The following is a 15,602-nucleotide window of genomic DNA, read 5'->3' as shown; positions in this document are numbered from 1 at the left end:
CAGCTGTCATTACGCTCGGTCGAAGTCTCGACAGTAACCGGCAGACCACCGGAGGTCACCTTGTTCACCGTCACGGTTCGTGACCACGTGATGATCGCCCACAGCTTCCGGGGCGAGGTCTTCGGTCCCGCACAACGCCTGCACGGCGCGACGTTCGTGGTGGACGCGACGTTCACCCGCGAGGAGCTGGACGCCGACAACATCGTCGTCGACATCGGACGCGCCACCGACCAGCTCGGCGAGGTGCTCGCCGGGCTGAACTACCGCAACCTCGACGAGGAGCCGGAGTTCGCCGGGGTCAACACCTCGACGGAGTTCCTGGCGAAGGTCATCGCCGATCGGATCGCCGACCGCGTCCACGAGGGAGCTCTCGGCGCATCCGCGCGCGGGCTCAACGGTCTGCGCGTCGCGCTGCACGAATCGCACGTGGCCTGGGCCGGGTACGAACGCGCGCTGTGAGACTCGACTTCGTCGTCCCCGCCGACGACCGGCCCAGTGGCGGCAACGTCTACGACCGCCACGCCACGGCGGGTCTGGCGGCGCTGGGCTTCGACGTGCGAGCGACGGCGCTCGCGGGAACCTGGCCGCAGCCCGGTGACGACGCGCGCGAGCAGTTGGCCGAGGTGCTCGCAGCGGTGCCGGACCGGGGAGCGGTGCTGCTCGACGGGATCGTGGCCTGCGGCGTTCCCGAGATCGTCGGCGCGCACGCCGACCGGCTGCGCACGGCGGTCCTGGTGCACCTGCCGCTGGCCGACGAGACCGGGCTCGATCCGGCGACCGCCGCGCGGCTCGACGCCACCGAGCGCGCGGCCCTGCGCGCGGCCGACCTCGTCATCGCCACGAGCCCGCAGACCGCGCAGCGGCTCGCCCGCCACCACGGTCCCCACCGCCTGCGCACCGCGGCGCCGGGCACCGAACCCGCCGCGCTCGCGCCCGGAACCGACGGGGTGTCACGACTGCTGTGCGTCGCTGCGCTGACACCGCGCAAAGGGCACGGGCTGCTGCTCGAAGCCCTCTCGGGGCTCCCTCTGACCTGCGACTTCGTCGGCCCGGCCCGCGATCCCGACCGCGTGCGGCGGCTGCTGGAACACCACGAGCGGGTCCGCTGGCGCGGTCCGCTGCACGGTGCGGAGCTCGCCGACGCCTACGCCTCCGCCGACCTGCTCGTGCAGCCCTCACTCGCCGAGACCTACGGCATGGCCGTCACCGAAGGCCTGGCACGCGGCATCCCGGTGATCGCCAGCGCCGTCCCGGACGCGCTCGGCGACGGCGGCCTGCTCCTGCCGCCCGGGGATACCGCGGCCCTCGCCGACGCGCTGCGGCGCTGGTCCGGCGACCCGGACTTCCGGTCCCGGCTCCGCGAGTCGGCGCTGCGCCGCCGCGATCAGCTGCCTACCTGGGAGTCGACCGCGCGGCAGCTGGCCGCCGCGCTGACTAGCCTGGAAGCTTGACTGCTCCCTCGCCTAAAGGCGGGGGATTCCATCCGGCTCACGTCGGATAGTTCCTGCTTCGTTGCCGGTCGCCCCGTTCGGGAGGTCTCCCGTTGAGGTCTTACACCAGCTCCACAGGCTGTCACCGCCAGCCCGGCGGCCAAGATGTTCTTAGCTGCGTTGATGTCCCGGTCATGCCGGGCTCCGCAGCCGTCACACGTCCATTCGCGGACGCTGAGCTGCATGCTCTCGGTGAGCTTGCCGCACTCCGAGCACGTCTTGGACGAGGGGAACCAGCGGTCGATCACGACCAGGTCCCGGCCGTACCAGGCGCACTTGTACTCGAGCATCGACCGCATCTCGGCCCACGACGCGTCACTGATCGCGCGGGAGAGACGGCGGTTGTTCACCATGTTGCGCACGGACAGGTCTTCGATCACGACCGTTTGGTTTTCGCGGACGAGTCGAGTGGTGACCTTGTGCAGGTGGTCCCGCCTGCGGTCGGCGATCTTCGCCTGAACGCGGGCGACCTTGAGCCGGGCCTTGGCCCGGTTGTTGCTGCCCTTCTCCTTGCGGCCAAGAACCCGCTGGGCTTTGGCCAGGCGTGCGCGTTCCCGGTCGGAGTGCTTGGGGTTGGTGATCTTCTCGCCAGTCGACAAGGTGGCCAGCGAAGTGATATCGGCGTCCACACCCACCGCCTGATCGGTGGGCGTGTGGTGGTTGACCGATGTTTCGACGAGGATCGACACGAACCACCGGTCCGCGCTGTCCCGCGACACCGTGACCGTCGACGGCTCCGCGCCTTCCGGCAACGGTCGGGACCGGACGATGTTGAGTGGTTCCCGCATCTTCGCCAACGTCAGCTGACCGTCGCGCCACTTGAACGCGGACCGGGTGTACTCCGCCGAAGCACGAGACTTCTTACGGGACTTGAAACGCGGATACTTCGCGCGCTTGTCGAAAAACGCAGTGAACGCGCCCTGCAGATGCCGCAACGTCTGCTGAAGCGGAACGCTCGACACCTCGCCCAGGAACGCCAAGTCCTCAGACTTCTTCCACGCGGTGAGCATCGCGGACGTTTCGTTGTAGTTCACCCCGCGTTGTTCGGTGAACCACGCGCGGGTCCGCGCATCGAGGGCGAGGTTGTAGACCTTCCGGGCGCAACCGAAGGTGCGAGACAGCTCTGCCGCCTGCTCCTCCGTGGGATAGAAACGGTATTTAAACGCCCGCTTCACCTGCGTCCCACTCAAGTCTCACAAGGTATCAAGGCAACCTGTAAGAACCGTTCTTGGGTGGTCGCCAAAGGGCACTCGGGATCGGTTCCTCCCTCGCCCGAAGGCGGGGGTTTCCGCCGATTGGATTTCCGATGACCGCCGCCGGTTTCGCCCCGGAGTGGCTGGCGCTCCGCGAACGCGCTGATGCCGAGGCCCGCGCGGCCGGCCTGCTGGGACCGCTGGGCGAGTCGCTGCCGGGCTCCCCGCTGGTGATCCACGACCTGGGGTGCGGCACGGGGTCGATGGGACGGTGGCTGGCCGGGCGGCTCGACCGCCCGCAGCACTGGGTCCTGCACGACCGCGACCCGCGACTGCTCGCGCTCGCCGAAGCCGCCCTGGCGACCGAGGGGATCACCGTCGAAACCCGGCGAGCCGAGCTCGCCGGACTGCGCGCGACGGACCTGGCCGGAACGTCGCTGGTCACCGCCTCCGCGCTGCTCGACGTGCTCACCGAGGACGAGGTCCGCTCGCTGGCCGCCGCCTGCGTCGAGGCCCGCTGCCCGGCCCTGCTGACCCTCACCGTCGTCGGGCGCGTCGAGTTCGCACCGCCGGAGCCGCTGGACGCGCGCTTCGAAGCGGCGTTCAACCGGCACCAACGCCGCCACCTGCTCGGACCCGACGCGGTGCCCGCCGCCGTCGCGGCGTTCGAGGCCCTGGGCGCGCGGGTGCTCACCCGTCCGAGCCCCTGGCGACTCGGTCCCGGTCCGCTGGCCGAGGAGTGGCTGCGCGGCTGGGTCGGGGCGGCCTGCGAGCAGGAACCCGAGCTGGCGGCAGCGGCACCCGACTACCTGCGGCGGCGATCCGGTGACCTGCGGGTCCTGGTCCACCACGCCGACCTCCTCGCGATACCGGGGGAGCGGGCGTGATCCGCCGGCTGTGGCCCTGGCTGCGCGTGCTCGTCGCGGCCGGGATCCTCGCGCTGCTGGCGTGGCGGCTGGGCACGGACGCCTTCCTCGACGGGCTGCGCGCCCTCGACGTCACGACCGCGCTCGCGGCGCTGGGCATCGGGTTGGCCACCACGGTGTGCAGCGCGTGGCGCTGGTGCGTGGTCGCGCGCGGTCTCGGACTGCGGCTCCCGCTGCGCGCGGCGGTCGCCGACTACTACCGCGCGCTGCTGCTCAACGCCGTGCTGCCCGCCGGGGTGCTGGGAGACGTGCACCGCGCGGTCAGCCACGGGCACCGCTCCGGAGACCTCGGCGGCGGTGTTCGCGCCGTCGTGCTCGAACGCTTCGCCGGGCAGATCGCCCTCATCATCGTCGCGGCCGGCGTGCTGCTGACCGGTCCCGCGCTGCCGTTCGCGCTCGCTCCGGGGCTTCTCGTCGCGGCGGCGGTGGCCGGGCTGAGCCTGCTGATCCCGGCGGTGCGCCGCGCGGCGGCGACGTTCTGGCGCGACGCGCGTCGCGGGGTGCTGACCCGGCGGGCCGTGAGGCCCGTGGCGGTCTCCTCGTTCGCGACCGTCGCCGGGCACCTGGTGCTGTTCCTGGTCGCCGCGCGGGTCGCAGGCGCGGACGTTCCGGTCTCGACCCTGCTGCCGCTGCTGGTGCTCGCGCTGCTGGTGATGGCGCTGCCGATCAACGTCGGTGGTTGGGGACCGCGGGAAGCGTTCCTGGCGGTCGCCTTCGCCGCCACCGGGTGGGACCCGGCGCAGGGCCTGGCGACGTCGGTGGCCTACGGGGTGCTGGCGGTGATCGCCGCGCTGCCGGGCGTGCTCGTGCTGGTCAACCGTTCAGCCAAGCGCCGCCAGGTGGTCGCCGAACGCCGCGGCGAGACCCGCGAGAAGGTCTCGGCCCTTGCCGGCTGAGCCCAGCGACGGACTGCCGATGACGCCCGACTCCGAGTAGCGCGGCAGCCCGGTCGTGAGCAGGTGCCTGCGGTCGTCGGCGAGGTGATCACCCGTCTCGTAACCGGGCCGCACCAGATCGGGGTGGGCGTGCAGCAGGATCGAGGTCTCCACCTCGCCCGCGTGCATGTCGCTGCGCGCCGGCGTCTCGACGCCGGCGGCCACCCTGGCCTCGTCCCAGTCGTGCGCCGCCGGGAACAGCGCCATGTCCCCGCCGGCCTCCTGGACGACGTTGGACAGCACGTAGTTGCCGCCGTGGCCGTTGATCAGCACCAGCTTCGGCACGCCCGAGCGGCGCAGCGACTCGAACACGTCGGTGACCACCAGGTGCAGCGTGCGCGCGGAGATGCTCACGGTTCCCGGCCAGGCGGCGTGCTCCTGCGAGCACGAGATGGTCACCGGCGACAGCAGCTGCACGGGGTGGGCCGCCGCGACCTCCCGGGCGATGGTGCAGGCGATGACGGTGTCGGTCACCAGCGGCAGGTGCGAGCCGTGCTGCTCGAGGCTGCCGATCGGCAGCACCGCGACCTCGGCTCCCCGGTCGCGCACGTCGTCGGTCGTGTCACGGACGAGCATGACCCGCACGGTAGTCAATCCGGTGGCACAGCGCCGGAAGCTCGCCCGAGAGCAGTGCGGGCAGGTCGTCGAACGGGCTCGCCCCGGTGATCAGGGCGTCGAAGGACGGATCGGCGAGGAGCTCCAGCGCCAACGACATCCGCTCGGCGTACCCGCGGCGCGGATGCGCGACCACCCCGACCTGGCTGCTGCGGATCGTGAGCCGCCGCGAGTGGAAGAACTCGCCCAGCGGCAGGCTCACCTGCGCGTCCCCGTACCAGCTCAGCTCGACGACCCGCCCCTCCGGCGCGAGCAGTTCCAGCGAGCGCACCAGGCCCTGCCGATCGCCGCTCGCGTGCACGACGAGATCGCACTCCTCGCGGGCGTGCTCGGGGGTGGCGAAGTCGACGCCGAGGGCGCGCGCGGTCGTCTCGCGGGCGGGGTCGACGTCGACCAGCTGCGCCCGGACGCCCGGGACGCGGGCGAGGATCGCGGCCACGGCGCACCCGACCATCCCGCCACCGACGACCGCGATGCGGTCACCGATCAGCGGTGCGGCGTCCCACGCGGCGTTGACCGCGGTCTCCACCGTTCCGGCGAGCACGGCTCGCTCCGGCGGGACCTGCGGGGGAACGACGGTGACCGCGTCGGCGGGCACCACGTAGCGGGTCTGGTGCGGGTGCAGGCAGAACACGGTGCGGCCCTCCAGCTCGGCAGGCCCGCTTTCGACCACGCCGACGTTGAGGTAGCCGTACTTGACCGGCCACGGGAACTCGCCCTCCTGGAACGGCGCCCGCATCCGCTGGTGCTGGGACTCGGGGATTCGCCCGCGCAGCACGAGGCTTTCGGTTCCCCGGCTGATCGCCGAGTGCAGGGTGCGCACCAGCACCTGATCCGGCGAACGCTCCGGCAGCGCGGCGCGCCTGATCTCGCACTCGCCCTCCGAGGTGACCCACAATGCTCGCGTGGCCTCTGCCATGGACGACCTCCGAGAACCAGGGTGGCGATGATCGAACTCCACCGCAACACAGCCGAGCACCTGACGTGGGCGGCCGTCCAGGTGGGCGCGCTCGGCGCGGTCGCCGCGACCACCGGCCTGGGGCCGGCCGGTTGGGGCGCCGGGATCGGCTGCGCGATCGTCACCCCGGTGCTGCTGCGCCGCGCGATGCGCCGGCACGACCGGACCTCCCTCGGGCCGGCCGACCGCATCACGCTCGTGAGGGCCGCGCTGACCGCGGTGATCGCCGCGCTGGTGGTCGACGGGGCGGGGCCCGCGATCATCGTCACCCTCGGCGTGCTCGCGCTGATCAGCGATTTCCTCGACGGCCGGCTGGCCCGGCGCACCGGCACGGTGTCGGCGTTCGGGGCGCGGCTGGACATGGAGGTCGACGCCTTCCTCCTCCTGGTGCTCAGCGCGCACGTCGCCGTCGCGTTCGGGGTCTGGGTGCTGTCGATCGGGCTGATGCGCTACCTGTTCGTGTCCGCGTCGTGGGTGCTGCCGCGACTGCGCGGGGAGCTGCCGCCGAGCTTCGCCCGCAAGACCGTGGCCGCGGTGCAGGGGATCGTGCTCGTCGCCGCGTCGTCGGAGATCGTGCCGCACGCGGGCGTGCTGGTCTTCTGCTCGATGCTGGCTCTGGTGTGGTCGTTCGGTCGAGACGTGCTGTGGCTCAGCCGTTCTCGGACGTGATCTTCGGGAAGTAGCGCAGCACGGCGACATCGCCGAGTCGGGTCACCTCTTCGAGGTGGAAGCGGCGTGCCGGACCGCCGGGAAAGTCGTCCGGGTTGAGGAATCTCGGGGCGCGCGCCTGTCCGATGAGCATCGGCGCGATCGCCATCCGGACCTCGTCCGCCAGACCGGCTTTGAGGAACTCGGTGTGGATGCGGGTCCCGCCCTCGACCATGAGTCGCTCGACGCCCCACCCGGCGAGGTGGTCGAGGAGCGCGGCGAAGTCGATTACCGTTCCCAGGGAAGTGATTTCGGCAAGATCGCCCACGCGATCGCGCGCTGTGCGCGCGCCCTCGTCGGTGGTGCAGACGAGCTTGCCGCCGCCGCCCTGCCACACCTGCAACGCGGGGTCGAGGTCGCCGCTGCCGGACACGACGACCTTCAGCGGGTGCTCCGGCAGGCCGCGCGCGGTCCGCTCGGCGCACCGGTCGGTGCTGCGGACCAGCAGTCGCGGGTCGTCCCGGCGCACCGTGCCCGCGCCCAGCAGGATCGCGTCGGACTCGGCGCGCACCTGGTCGACGTGGTCGAAGTCGGCCGCGTTGGACAGCGGGAACCGCTGCGGGTCGACGTCGTCGATGAAGCCGTCCGCGCTGACGGCGACGCTGAGCAGAACGTACGGGCGCGCCACGTCCGCCACCGTACCCAGTCGTGATCGGACTCGGCTCCCTTAAACAAAGTGTTGACAAGAGCCGGTGATGGCCGCCACTATTCTGTGGAACGGAAACTAAGATCCACGATACGGAATTAGGACGGTCGCGATGAGTCACGCACTGCCCTACGAGGTCAACTGCTCGATCCTGCTCACCGACCTGCCGCTGCTGGAGCGACCGGCCGCCGCGAAGGAAGCCGGCTTCGACGCCGTCGAGTTCTGGTGGCCGTTCGACACCGCGGTGCCCGCGCAGCGCGACGTCGACGCCTTCGTCCGCGCCGTCGAGGACGCGGGAGTGCGGTTGGTGGGGCTCAACTTCTTCGCCGGGAACATGCCCGGCGGTGATCGCGGGCTCGTCTCGTGGCCCGCGCGCAGCCAGGAGTTCCGCGACAACGTCGAGGTCACCGTCGAGATCGGCGAACGCCTGGGCTGCACCGCCTTCAACGCCCTCTACGGCAACCGCGTCGACGACGCCACCGCCGAGGAGCAGGACGCCCTGGCCGTGGAGAACCTCGCGCTCGCCGCGAAGTCCGCCGCCCGCATCGGAGGAACGGTGCTGGTCGAGCCGGTCAGCGGGCCGCAGCCCTACCCGCTGCGCACCGCCGCCGACGCGCTGGCGGTCATCGACCGGGTGCAGGCCGAGGCCGGGGCGACCAACCTCGGGCTGCTCGCCGACCTCTACCACCTGGCGGTCAACGGCGACGACGTGGACCAGGTCATCGCCGACCACATCGGGCGCATCGCGCACGTGCAGATCGCCGATCACCCGGGTCGCAACGAACCCGGCACGGGCGAGCTGCCGCTGCAGCAGCAGCTCGCCGCGCTCGAACGCGGCGGCTACCGCGGCTGGGTCGGCCTGGAGTACAAGGCCGGCGGCCAGGCGGGCCCCTTCGACTGGCTCCCGCGCGAACGCCGCAGCTGAACCAAGAGATCCGAGGAGGAAGCAAGCAATGAGCTCGATCGCGTTCATCGGCCTGGGCGTCATGGGCAGCCCCATGGCCGTGCACCTCGCCAACGCCGGCCACGACGTGACCGGTTACAACCTCACGCCCGACAAGTACGGACCGCTCAAGGCGGCGGGCGGGAGCTCGGCCGCCTCGATCGCCGAGGCCGTCGCGGGCGCCGAGATCGTCTGCGTGATGGTCCCCGACAGCCCCGACGTGCGCGACGTCCTCACCGGTGAGGGCGGGGTCTTCGCCAACGCCAAGCCCGACGCGCTGATCATCGACTTCTCCAGCATCCGCCCGGACGTGACCATCGAGCTCGCGGGCACGGCCGCCGAGAAGGGCTTCCGGCTGCTCGACGCCCCCGTCTCCGGTGGTGAGGCCGGTGCGAAGAACGCGGCGCTGTCCATCATGGTCGGTGGGTCCGAGGCGGACTTCGCCGCCGCGGTGGAGGTCTTCGACCACGTCGGCAAGACCGTCGTGCACGTCGGGCCGAGCGGTGCGGGTCAGACCGTCAAGGCCGCCAACCAGCTGATCGTGGCCTCCAACATCCAGGCGCTGGCGGAAGCCGTGGTGTTCGTCGAGTCCTACGGCGTGGACACCGAAGCCGCGCTGGAGGTCCTCGGCGGCGGGCTCGCCGGGTCGGCGGTGCTGGAGCAGAAGCGGCGCAACATGCTCGACCGCAGCTTCGCCCCCGGTTTCCGCATCGACCTGCACCACAAGGACCTGGGCATCGTCACCGCCGCCGCCCGCGAATCCGGTGCGGTCGTGCCGCTGGGCTCGCTGCTCGCGCAGCTGATGGCCTCCGCGCGCGCCAACGGTGACGGCGGGCTCGACCACTCCGCGCTGCTGCGCGGCGTCGAACGACTCTCCGGTCTCAGCGACACCTGACCACCAGCCGAAACGAGGACGAACATGACGCGCATGCGCACCGTCGACGCCGCCGCCCTCATCCTGGAGAAGGAGGGCGCCACGCAGACCTTCGGGCTCCCCGGCGCCGCGATCAACCCGTTCTACAGCGCCATGAAGAAGCACGGCGGCATCCGCCACGTGCTCGCCCGCCACGTCGAGGCCGCCTCGCACATGGCCGAGGGCTACACGCGGACCGAAGCGGGCAACATCGGCGTCTGCGTCGGCACCTCGGGGCCGGCGGGCACCGACATGATCACCGGGCTGTACTCCGCTTCGGCCGACTCGATCCCGATCCTGGCCATCACCGGCCAGGCGCCGGTCGCCAAGCTGCACAAGGAGGACTTCCAAGCGGTCGACATCCAGTCGGTGGCCCAGCCCGTCACCAAGTGGGCGGTGACCGTGCTGGAACCGGCCCAGGTCCCGGGCGCGTTCCAGAAGGCGTTCCAGGTGATGCGGTCGGGCAGACCGGGGCCGGTGCTGCTCGACCTGCCGCTGGACGTGCAGCTGGCGGAGATCGAGTTCGACATCGACACCTACGAGCCGCTGCCGGTCGCCACACCGGCCGCGACCCGGGCGCAGGTCGAGCACGCGCTGGAGATGCTCAACTCCGCGGAGCGGCCGCTGATCGTCGCCGGTGGCGGCGTCATCAACGCCGACGCCTCGAACTTGCTGGTGGAGTTCGCCGAGACGCTGGGCGTTCCCGTCGTGCCCACGCTGATGGGCTGGGGCACGATCCCCGACGACCACCCCCTGGCGGCCGGCATGGTCGGACTGCAGACCGCGCACCGCTACGGCAACGCCACGATGCTCGCGTCGGACTTCGTGCTCGGCATCGGCAACCGCTGGGCCAACCGGCACACCGGGGGTCTCGACACCTACCGCGAGGGGCGGACGTTCGTCCACGTCGACGTCGAACCCACCCAGATCGGACGGGTCTTCGCGCCGGACTACGGCATCGTGTCCGACGCCCGGGCCGCGCTGGAGGTCTTCGTCGAGGTCGCGCGCGAATGGCGGCAGACGGGCAGGCTCGCCGATCGTGGCGCGTGGGCCCGGGAGTGCCAGGACCGCAAGGCGGAGCTGCTGCGCAAGACCGACTTCGACGTGGCGCCGATCAAGCCGCAACGGGTGTACCAGGAGATGAACCGCGCGTTCGGACCCGACACCCGCTACGTCTCCACGATCGGGCTCTCGCAGATCCAGGCCGCGCAGATGCTGCACGTCTACCGGCCGAGGCACTGGATCAACGCGGGTCAGGCCGGACCGCTGGGCTGGACGGTGCCCGCCGCCCTCGGCGTGGCCACCGCCGACCCGGAGTCCACGGTGGTCGCGGTCTCGGGCGACTACGACTTCCAGTTCCTGGTGGAGGAGCTGGCGGTCGGCGCGCAGTTCAACATCCCGTTCGTCCACGTGCTGATCAACAACGCCTACCTCGGGCTGATCCGGCAGGCGCAGCGCGGGTTCGACATGGACTACTGCGTGCAGCTGTCCTTCGACAACATCAACGCGCCGGAGCTCGCCGGCTACGGCGTCGACCACGTCAAGGTCGTCGAAGGGCTCGGCTGCAAGGCGCTGCGGGTGTTCGAGTCCGAGGGCATCTTCGACGCGCTGGAGCAGGCCAAGAAGCTCGTCGCCGAGCACCGGGTCCCGGTGGTGGTGGAGGTCGTGGTCGAGCGGGTCACCAACGTGTCGATGGGCACCGAGATCGATGCGGTCAACGAGTTCGAGGCGCTGGCGGAGTCCGGCGCCGACGCTCCGACCGCGGTAGCGGGCCGGTCGTGAGACTGGTCAGGGTGGGCGAACCCGGTGCCGAGCGGCCGGGGGTGTTGGACGCTGCGGGCCTGGTCCGCGACGTGTCCGGGTTCGCCCACGACATCGACGGGGACCTGCTGGCCGATCGCGAACGCCTCGCGGCCATCGACGCCGGTCGCGAGGCGCTTCCGGAACTGCCCGCGACGCGCTTCGGCCCGCCGATCGCCACACCGGGCAAGGTCGTGGGCATCGGCCTGAACTACCGCTGCCACGCCGCGGCCGCGGGTGCCGAACCCCCGGCCGAGCCGATCGTGTTCCTCAAGCCCAGCAGCGGGATCACCGGTCCGAACGACGAGATCGTGCTGCCGCCCGGCAGCGCGCACACCGACTGGGAGGTGGAGCTGGGTGTCGTGCTCGGCACCCGGCTGCGCTCCTGCCCGGACCCGGCGGAGGCGCTGCGCTCGGTGGCCGGCTACGTCGCGGCCAACGACGTCACCGAGCGGGCGCACCTCAAGAGCGGGCCGACGTGGGTGCGCGGCAAGTGCCACGACACCTTCAGCCCGCTGGGCCCGTGGCTGGTCACCGCCGACGAGATCCCCGACCCGCAGGCCCTGCGCCTGGACCTGCGGGTGAACGGGACCGATCGTCAGCGGGGCAGCACGGCCGACATGGTCTTCGGCGTCGCTGAGCTGCTGTCGCACCTCAGCGGCCTGATGACGCTGCACCCGGGGGATCTGGTCCTCACCGGAACCCCGGCCGGGGTCGCGGCTCTGCACCCGGAGCCGCGTCCGTACCTCCGTCCCCGCGACGTGGTCGACATCGAGGTCCAGCACCTCGGGCGCCAGCGCACCGCGGTGCGGGGATAGGGGCCCGGGGCGGGAGGCGAGCGCACTGCCGGGCGCGATCCTCCCGCCCCGGGAGAACCCGGGCCCTCAGCCTGATTCCGCCGCGTCCAGCGCGGCGCGAATCCGGTCCGGCTCGCCGCTGCCGGTCGTGGGAAGCCGCAGCAGCGGCAGCCGGCGGGTGCGGAAGATCTGGTCCTTGGTCTCATCCCGCTCTCGTTGCGCGGGCTCGTTCTCGTGGAACGCGAAGCCGTCGACCTCGACGGCCAGGACAGGTTCGTTCGTCACGCGGTTGTAGAGGACGAAGTCGACCGACGCCCGGCGCTCGACGTACTGCCGCTGCCTGTCGGTGAGGTCCGCGGTCTCGGGGAACAGGTTCTTGAGCAGCACCTGCGTGACGACGGTCAGGTGCGCGTAGGGCGCCTCGGCGAGGACGTCGTGCAGCACGGTCCAGGCGATGTCCTCGGACCGGTGATCGGTGACCGGGCGGATCCGGTCGGCCAAGGCTCTCAACCGGTCCGAGTAGCGGCTGTAGAGCAGGTCGAACACCGAGATCACGGCGCTGTCGACGACCTCGCCGTCGGGGTTCTGGTACCGGATGTGGCCGACGAGGTCCTTGATGTGGCGGCTCGTGGGCATCATGGCGTTGTTGGTGACCAGGACGAACCGCTCGACCGCCCGCGAGACCGCCACGTTGATCAGGTTGCGCTGGTCGACGAACGTCAGACCCGTTCTGCCGCGCCAGGTCTCGTCCAGGACCGTGGACATGATGACGACCTTCTTCTGCCGCCCTTGGAACTTGTGGACCGTCGCGGACCCCGCCACGTCCAGCGCGTCACCGGCCTTGTTCGCCTGACGCCGGTAGGGGGTGGTGATCCCGATGTCGGAACCGGCCACGCCGCCGCAGTACCGCGGGATCACCTCCTGCTCGACGCCGTCGATCTCGCGCCGGTTCGAACGACCGCCTTCGGCGTGCTCGCGCATGTGGTTGCCCTCGGCCGTGCGCACCACGGTCATCGGCCGCCGGACGTGCTGCCCGGTGTAGGTGATGAGCTCGCCGCCGTAGAACTTCTTGTTGCAGAACCCGATGATCGGCGGCTGGCACCGGTAGTGCTCGCGCAGCAAGGTGCGCGGCAGCTCGTCGCCGTAGATCTCCATCAGCGAGGTCAGGACGCTGCGCTCGCCGCAGTGGTGCGCGGGTTCGGGCGCCGCGAGCTCCTTCGCCGGTTCGGGCGGGATGGGTGGCAGCTGGTGCTGGTCGCCGACCACGACGAGGTTGCGGCAGCAGGCCATCGCCAGCCCGGCCAGCAACGGGTGGACCTGCGAGGCCTCGTCGATGATGAGGTAGTCGAGCAGGTGCCCGTCGGCGAGGCTCGTGTGCAGCGAGTGGCAGGTGCTCAGCACCGCGGGGTAGTCGCGGAGGAAGTCCTTGAAATCCCTGCTCATCCGGTACTTCTCGGCCTGGTGGGTCGTCCGCGAACGGCTGCGGTAGCGCTCACCGAGCCGCGCGCGCAGGAACCGCAGCGACAGCTCGCGGTGCTCCTCGGCCAGGCCCTCGAAATCCGCGCGAGCCAGCTTCGCGTCCAGCCGCGCGATGTCGGCGCGGAGCTCGGCGATCCGCTTGTCGTAGTAGGCGCGCTGCGAGCGCAGCACGACGTCGGTGTCACCCGGGTCGAGGCCGCGGAGCGACCCGTACCTGAAGTACTTCCAGATCCTGCGGATCACGCCCGGCTGGGCGCCCAGCTGCTCCAGCTCGCTCTCCGCGAGGTAGTCGAGGATGCGCGCGGACGGTCGCCCCAGCAGCGGAAGCCGTTCCAGCTCGGGGAGTTCCGATCCTCGCAGGTGTTGTTCGAAGTGCTGCAGCTCCAGCTCGTGAGCGCTGAGCTCGGAGCGCAGTTCGGCGCGGGCGCGCTCGTCGGCTTGAAGCCCGCGCAGCCGTTCGTCGACGTCGCCGAGCGCCTCGGGTTCGGGAGGTGGGGGAACGTGCGCCGCGAAGGCCTGGACGCGCGCGTTGCGCTCCTGCTGGTCGGCGAAGAACCCGCGCTGCTTCTCGCGAGATCCCAGGTTCGCCAGGACGTGGCCGAACCCGGCTTCGTCGAGCTTCTCGCGCACGTTGTCCACCGCGGAGTTGGTGAACGACACGAGCAGGGCGTGGACTCGATCGGTGATCCGGCCAGGTACCGGCTCAGCGCGCTCTCGGAGGAGACGAAGTCGAAGTGGTGCGCCTTCTGCGCCAGCGGTTCGTCGTCGGGCAGGCGGGAGATGGTCTGACGCCAGTAGTCGATGATCCGCGCGGCGCCCGCGGTCCGGGCGGTGTTGGTCACGACCTTCACCCGCTCGGCCGGGTAGCCGCGGAACCGGTCCGCTCCCCGCACCGAGTAGCGAACCCGGCACCACGCCGGGGTTCCGGAGGGCGGAAGGTCAGGATCTCGCGGGCGCTGCTCCACACGACTCCGTCGACCTCGACCCGCGCGTCCGCGTCGAGCGCGGTGACCGAGGGGTCGCGCAGGATGCGGACCTTGTCGGTGCCGTAGGGGTAGCTCCTGCCTCCTCGGAAGGTGACGGTGGTCCGGTCTTCGCCGGTCCGGTACGCGGTGACCTCGGAGGTCTTGTCCTCGAACTGCCCGTCCCGCTTGAGGATCAGGACCGCTTCGCGGCGCGGATCGATCACGCTTCCCCCAGGTCTGTCGGCGGCGGAAGGCGATGCTAGGAAAGCGGCATCGGCGCCGGAGGCGAATGGCCCAAGATCCCCCGACCGGGCCAAGCGGGGTGCGGAGGGCGGGCCGGTGAACTCCCGGGCGCCTTTCGCTCCGTCCGCGAGTCGGGGGGAGCGACGGTGTGGTCGCGACCCGCCTTTTCAACGCCGATCTCCATCGCTCGTCCGGGTGATCAACGAAGCTCCAACGGGTGATCAAGTGGATGGCCCGCTGGGTGTTTTGACCGCTTTTTCGGCAAAGTCGCAGGTCAGGGGGAACATCGCGGTCTCCGGCGCCGTTTCGCTCGTATGGCGGTGGCCCTGGGGCAGGTCTAGCGTTCGCTCCGCAATTGATCTCAGTCCGTACGTGGAGACGTGGCCCGTTTTCGGGCGTTGTCCACTGGAGAAAGTGGGGTAGCGGTGCGCACCTTCCGTGGAACCGCCTACTGGACAGCGGTTCTCGCCATGGGCGCCGGAATGCTGATCGGAGCGCCGGCGTCCGCCGACAGCACCGACAACGACGGTGTCAACATCGGTAACGACAACAACCTCAGCGTGCTGCCGGTTCAGCTGTGCGGCAACAACGTCGCGGTGCTGGGCGTGGTGGCGCCGATCGCCTCTCCGCAGGACGTCGAGTGCGTGAACGCACCGATCGTCGACCACCCGGAGAAGCCGGAGAAGCCGGACCACCCGGACCACCCGGAGAAGCCTGAGAAGCCGGACCACCCGGACCACCCGGACCACCCGGACCACCCGGACCACCCGGAGAAGCCTGAGAAGCCGGACCACCCGGAGAAGCCGGACCACCCGGAGAAGCCCGACCACGAGAAGCCCCCGGCGCACCAGCCGCCGTCGGACTCCGACGAGGTCGAGGACGTCGCCGAAGAGCTGCCCACGGCCCCGGCGCCCGAGGTGACCGAAGGCCACGTGGCGGTCACCGGCTAGGGACTCTCGAGCCTCTCGACGGCGCCGGCCGGTCTGCGGAT

15 protein-coding genes and 1 pseudogene are annotated in these 15,602 nt (G+C 71.0%); 10 read left to right on the top strand and 6 right to left on the bottom strand.

All coding sequences use genetic code 11. From position 1 onward, the window contains the following. Positions 1 to 60: 60 nt before the first annotated feature. Together E1202_RS06980 and E1202_RS06975 are read left to right on the top strand one after the other, a co-directional pair. Positions 61 to 459: a 6-pyruvoyl trahydropterin synthase family protein gene (locus tag E1202_RS06980; protein WP_132681736.1), complete on the top strand. Its 399-nt coding sequence runs from the start codon at positions 61 to 63 to the stop codon at positions 457 to 459. Continuing rightward, positions 456 to 1,451 (top strand): glycosyltransferase family 4 protein, encoded by a 996-nt coding sequence (locus E1202_RS06975; protein WP_132681735.1) that lies wholly within the window; start codon positions 456 to 458, stop codon positions 1,449 to 1,451. Before E1202_RS06980 ends, E1202_RS06975 begins: the two co-directional genes overlap by 4 nt. Here E1202_RS06975 and E1202_RS06970 read toward each other — a convergent pair. Continuing rightward, positions 1,385 to 2,680, bottom strand: a complete 1,296-nt coding sequence (locus tag E1202_RS06970) for an RNA-guided endonuclease InsQ/TnpB family protein (RefSeq protein WP_235877806.1) — start codon at positions 2,678 to 2,680, stop codon at positions 1,385 to 1,387. The two genes, E1202_RS06975 and E1202_RS06970, sit on opposite strands and share 67 nt — an antisense overlap. A gap of 116 nt (positions 2,681 to 2,796) precedes the next feature. Between E1202_RS06970 and E1202_RS06965 the strand changes: the two genes are divergently transcribed. Both E1202_RS06965 and E1202_RS06960 read left to right on the top strand, forming a co-directional pair. Continuing rightward, on the top strand, positions 2,797 to 3,570 hold the full coding sequence (locus E1202_RS06965; protein ID WP_132681734.1) for a methyltransferase domain-containing protein: 774 nt from the start codon (positions 2,797 to 2,799) through the stop codon (positions 3,568 to 3,570). After that, complete coding sequence (locus E1202_RS06960) at positions 3,567 to 4,505, top strand: lysylphosphatidylglycerol synthase transmembrane domain-containing protein (protein WP_235877804.1); 939 nt, start codon at positions 3,567 to 3,569, stop codon at positions 4,503 to 4,505. Before E1202_RS06965 ends, E1202_RS06960 begins: the two co-directional genes overlap by 4 nt. Here the strand turns inward: E1202_RS06960 and E1202_RS06955 are convergent. Beyond that, positions 4,431 to 5,120, bottom strand: a complete 690-nt coding sequence (locus E1202_RS06955; protein WP_132681733.1) for a creatininase family protein — start codon at positions 5,118 to 5,120, stop codon at positions 4,431 to 4,433. The two genes, E1202_RS06960 and E1202_RS06955, sit on opposite strands and share 75 nt — an antisense overlap. Continuing rightward, positions 5,107 to 6,078 (bottom strand): zinc-dependent alcohol dehydrogenase, encoded by a 972-nt coding sequence (locus E1202_RS06950; protein WP_132681732.1) that lies wholly within the window; start codon positions 6,076 to 6,078, stop codon positions 5,107 to 5,109. The genes E1202_RS06955 and E1202_RS06950 overlap by 14 nt, the downstream gene beginning before the upstream one ends. Before the next feature lie 27 nt (positions 6,079 to 6,105). Between E1202_RS06950 and E1202_RS06945 the strand changes: the two genes are divergently transcribed. Further along, positions 6,106 to 6,786 (top strand): CDP-alcohol phosphatidyltransferase family protein, encoded by a 681-nt coding sequence (locus E1202_RS06945; protein ID WP_132681731.1) that lies wholly within the window; start codon positions 6,106 to 6,108, stop codon positions 6,784 to 6,786. Here E1202_RS06945 and E1202_RS06940 read toward each other — a convergent pair. Continuing rightward, complete coding sequence (locus E1202_RS06940) at positions 6,767 to 7,453, bottom strand: RibD family protein (RefSeq protein ID WP_132681730.1); 687 nt, start codon at positions 7,451 to 7,453, stop codon at positions 6,767 to 6,769. The genes E1202_RS06945 and E1202_RS06940 overlap by 20 nt on opposite strands. Before the next feature lie 130 nt (positions 7,454 to 7,583). Between E1202_RS06940 and E1202_RS06935 the strand changes: the two are divergent. From E1202_RS06935 to E1202_RS06920, 4 genes and pseudogenes are all read left to right on the top strand, one after another. Further along, positions 7,584 to 8,339, top strand: a pseudogene (locus E1202_RS06935) (hydroxypyruvate isomerase family protein); the annotation flags it as partial. Beyond that, a complete protein-coding gene (locus E1202_RS06930; RefSeq protein ID WP_328590963.1) occupies positions 8,236 to 9,309 on the top strand; it encodes a 2-hydroxy-3-oxopropionate reductase in 1,074 nt (357 codons plus the stop codon). The pseudogene E1202_RS06935 and the gene E1202_RS06930, both read left to right, overlap by 104 nt. Before the next feature lie 24 nt (positions 9,310 to 9,333). Next, positions 9,334 to 11,109, top strand: coding sequence for a glyoxylate carboligase (gcl, locus tag E1202_RS06925; protein ID WP_132681727.1), 1,776 nt, complete (start codon positions 9,334 to 9,336; stop codon positions 11,107 to 11,109). An 11-nt stretch (positions 11,110 to 11,120) separates the two neighbouring features. Beyond that, positions 11,121 to 11,945, top strand: coding sequence for a fumarylacetoacetate hydrolase family protein (locus E1202_RS06920; RefSeq protein WP_328590955.1), 825 nt, complete (start codon positions 11,121 to 11,123; stop codon positions 11,943 to 11,945). 66 nt (positions 11,946 to 12,011) lie between these two features. Here E1202_RS06920 and E1202_RS06915 read toward each other — a convergent pair whose 3' ends face one another. Both E1202_RS06915 and E1202_RS06910 read right to left on the bottom strand, forming a co-directional pair. Then, positions 12,012 to 14,063, bottom strand: a complete 2,052-nt coding sequence (locus E1202_RS06915) for an AAA domain-containing protein (protein WP_165943760.1) — start codon at positions 14,061 to 14,063, stop codon at positions 12,012 to 12,014. 187 nt (positions 14,064 to 14,250) lie between these two features. Continuing rightward, complete coding sequence (locus E1202_RS06910; RefSeq protein WP_132681724.1) at positions 14,251 to 14,592, bottom strand: hypothetical protein; 342 nt, start codon at positions 14,590 to 14,592, stop codon at positions 14,251 to 14,253. 444 nt (positions 14,593 to 15,036) lie between these two features. Between E1202_RS06910 and E1202_RS32775 the strand changes: the two genes are divergently transcribed. After that, positions 15,037 to 15,561 carry a hypothetical protein gene (locus E1202_RS32775; RefSeq protein WP_328590954.1) on the top strand — a complete coding sequence of 175 codons (525 nt, stop codon included), beginning with the start codon at positions 15,037 to 15,039 and terminating at the stop codon, positions 15,559 to 15,561. The last annotated feature ends 41 nt before the right edge of the window (positions 15,562 to 15,602 follow it).

It is taken from the genome of Saccharopolyspora karakumensis, from assembly GCF_004349225.1.
GTDB classification, from domain to species: Bacteria; Actinomycetota; Actinomycetes; order Mycobacteriales; family Pseudonocardiaceae; genus Saccharopolyspora; species Saccharopolyspora endophytica.
This window is presented reverse-complemented; position numbering and strand designations above follow the sequence as displayed.

Coding starts and splice junctions, on each gene's coding strand:
- E1202_RS06950 (WP_132681732.1), bottom strand. CDS start 6,078: ATGGCAGAGGCCACGCGAGCATTGTGGGTCACCTCGGAGGGCGAGTGC.
- E1202_RS06965 (WP_132681734.1), top strand. CDS start 2,797: ATGACCGCCGCCGGTTTCGCCCCGGAGTGGCTGGCGCTCCGCGAACGC.
- E1202_RS06945 (WP_132681731.1), top strand. CDS start 6,106: ATGATCGAACTCCACCGCAACACAGCCGAGCACCTGACGTGGGCGGCC.
- E1202_RS06955 (WP_132681733.1), bottom strand. CDS start 5,120: ATGCTCGTCCGTGACACGACCGACGACGTGCGCGACCGGGGAGCCGAG.
- gcl (WP_132681727.1), top strand. CDS start 9,334: ATGACGCGCATGCGCACCGTCGACGCCGCCGCCCTCATCCTGGAGAAG.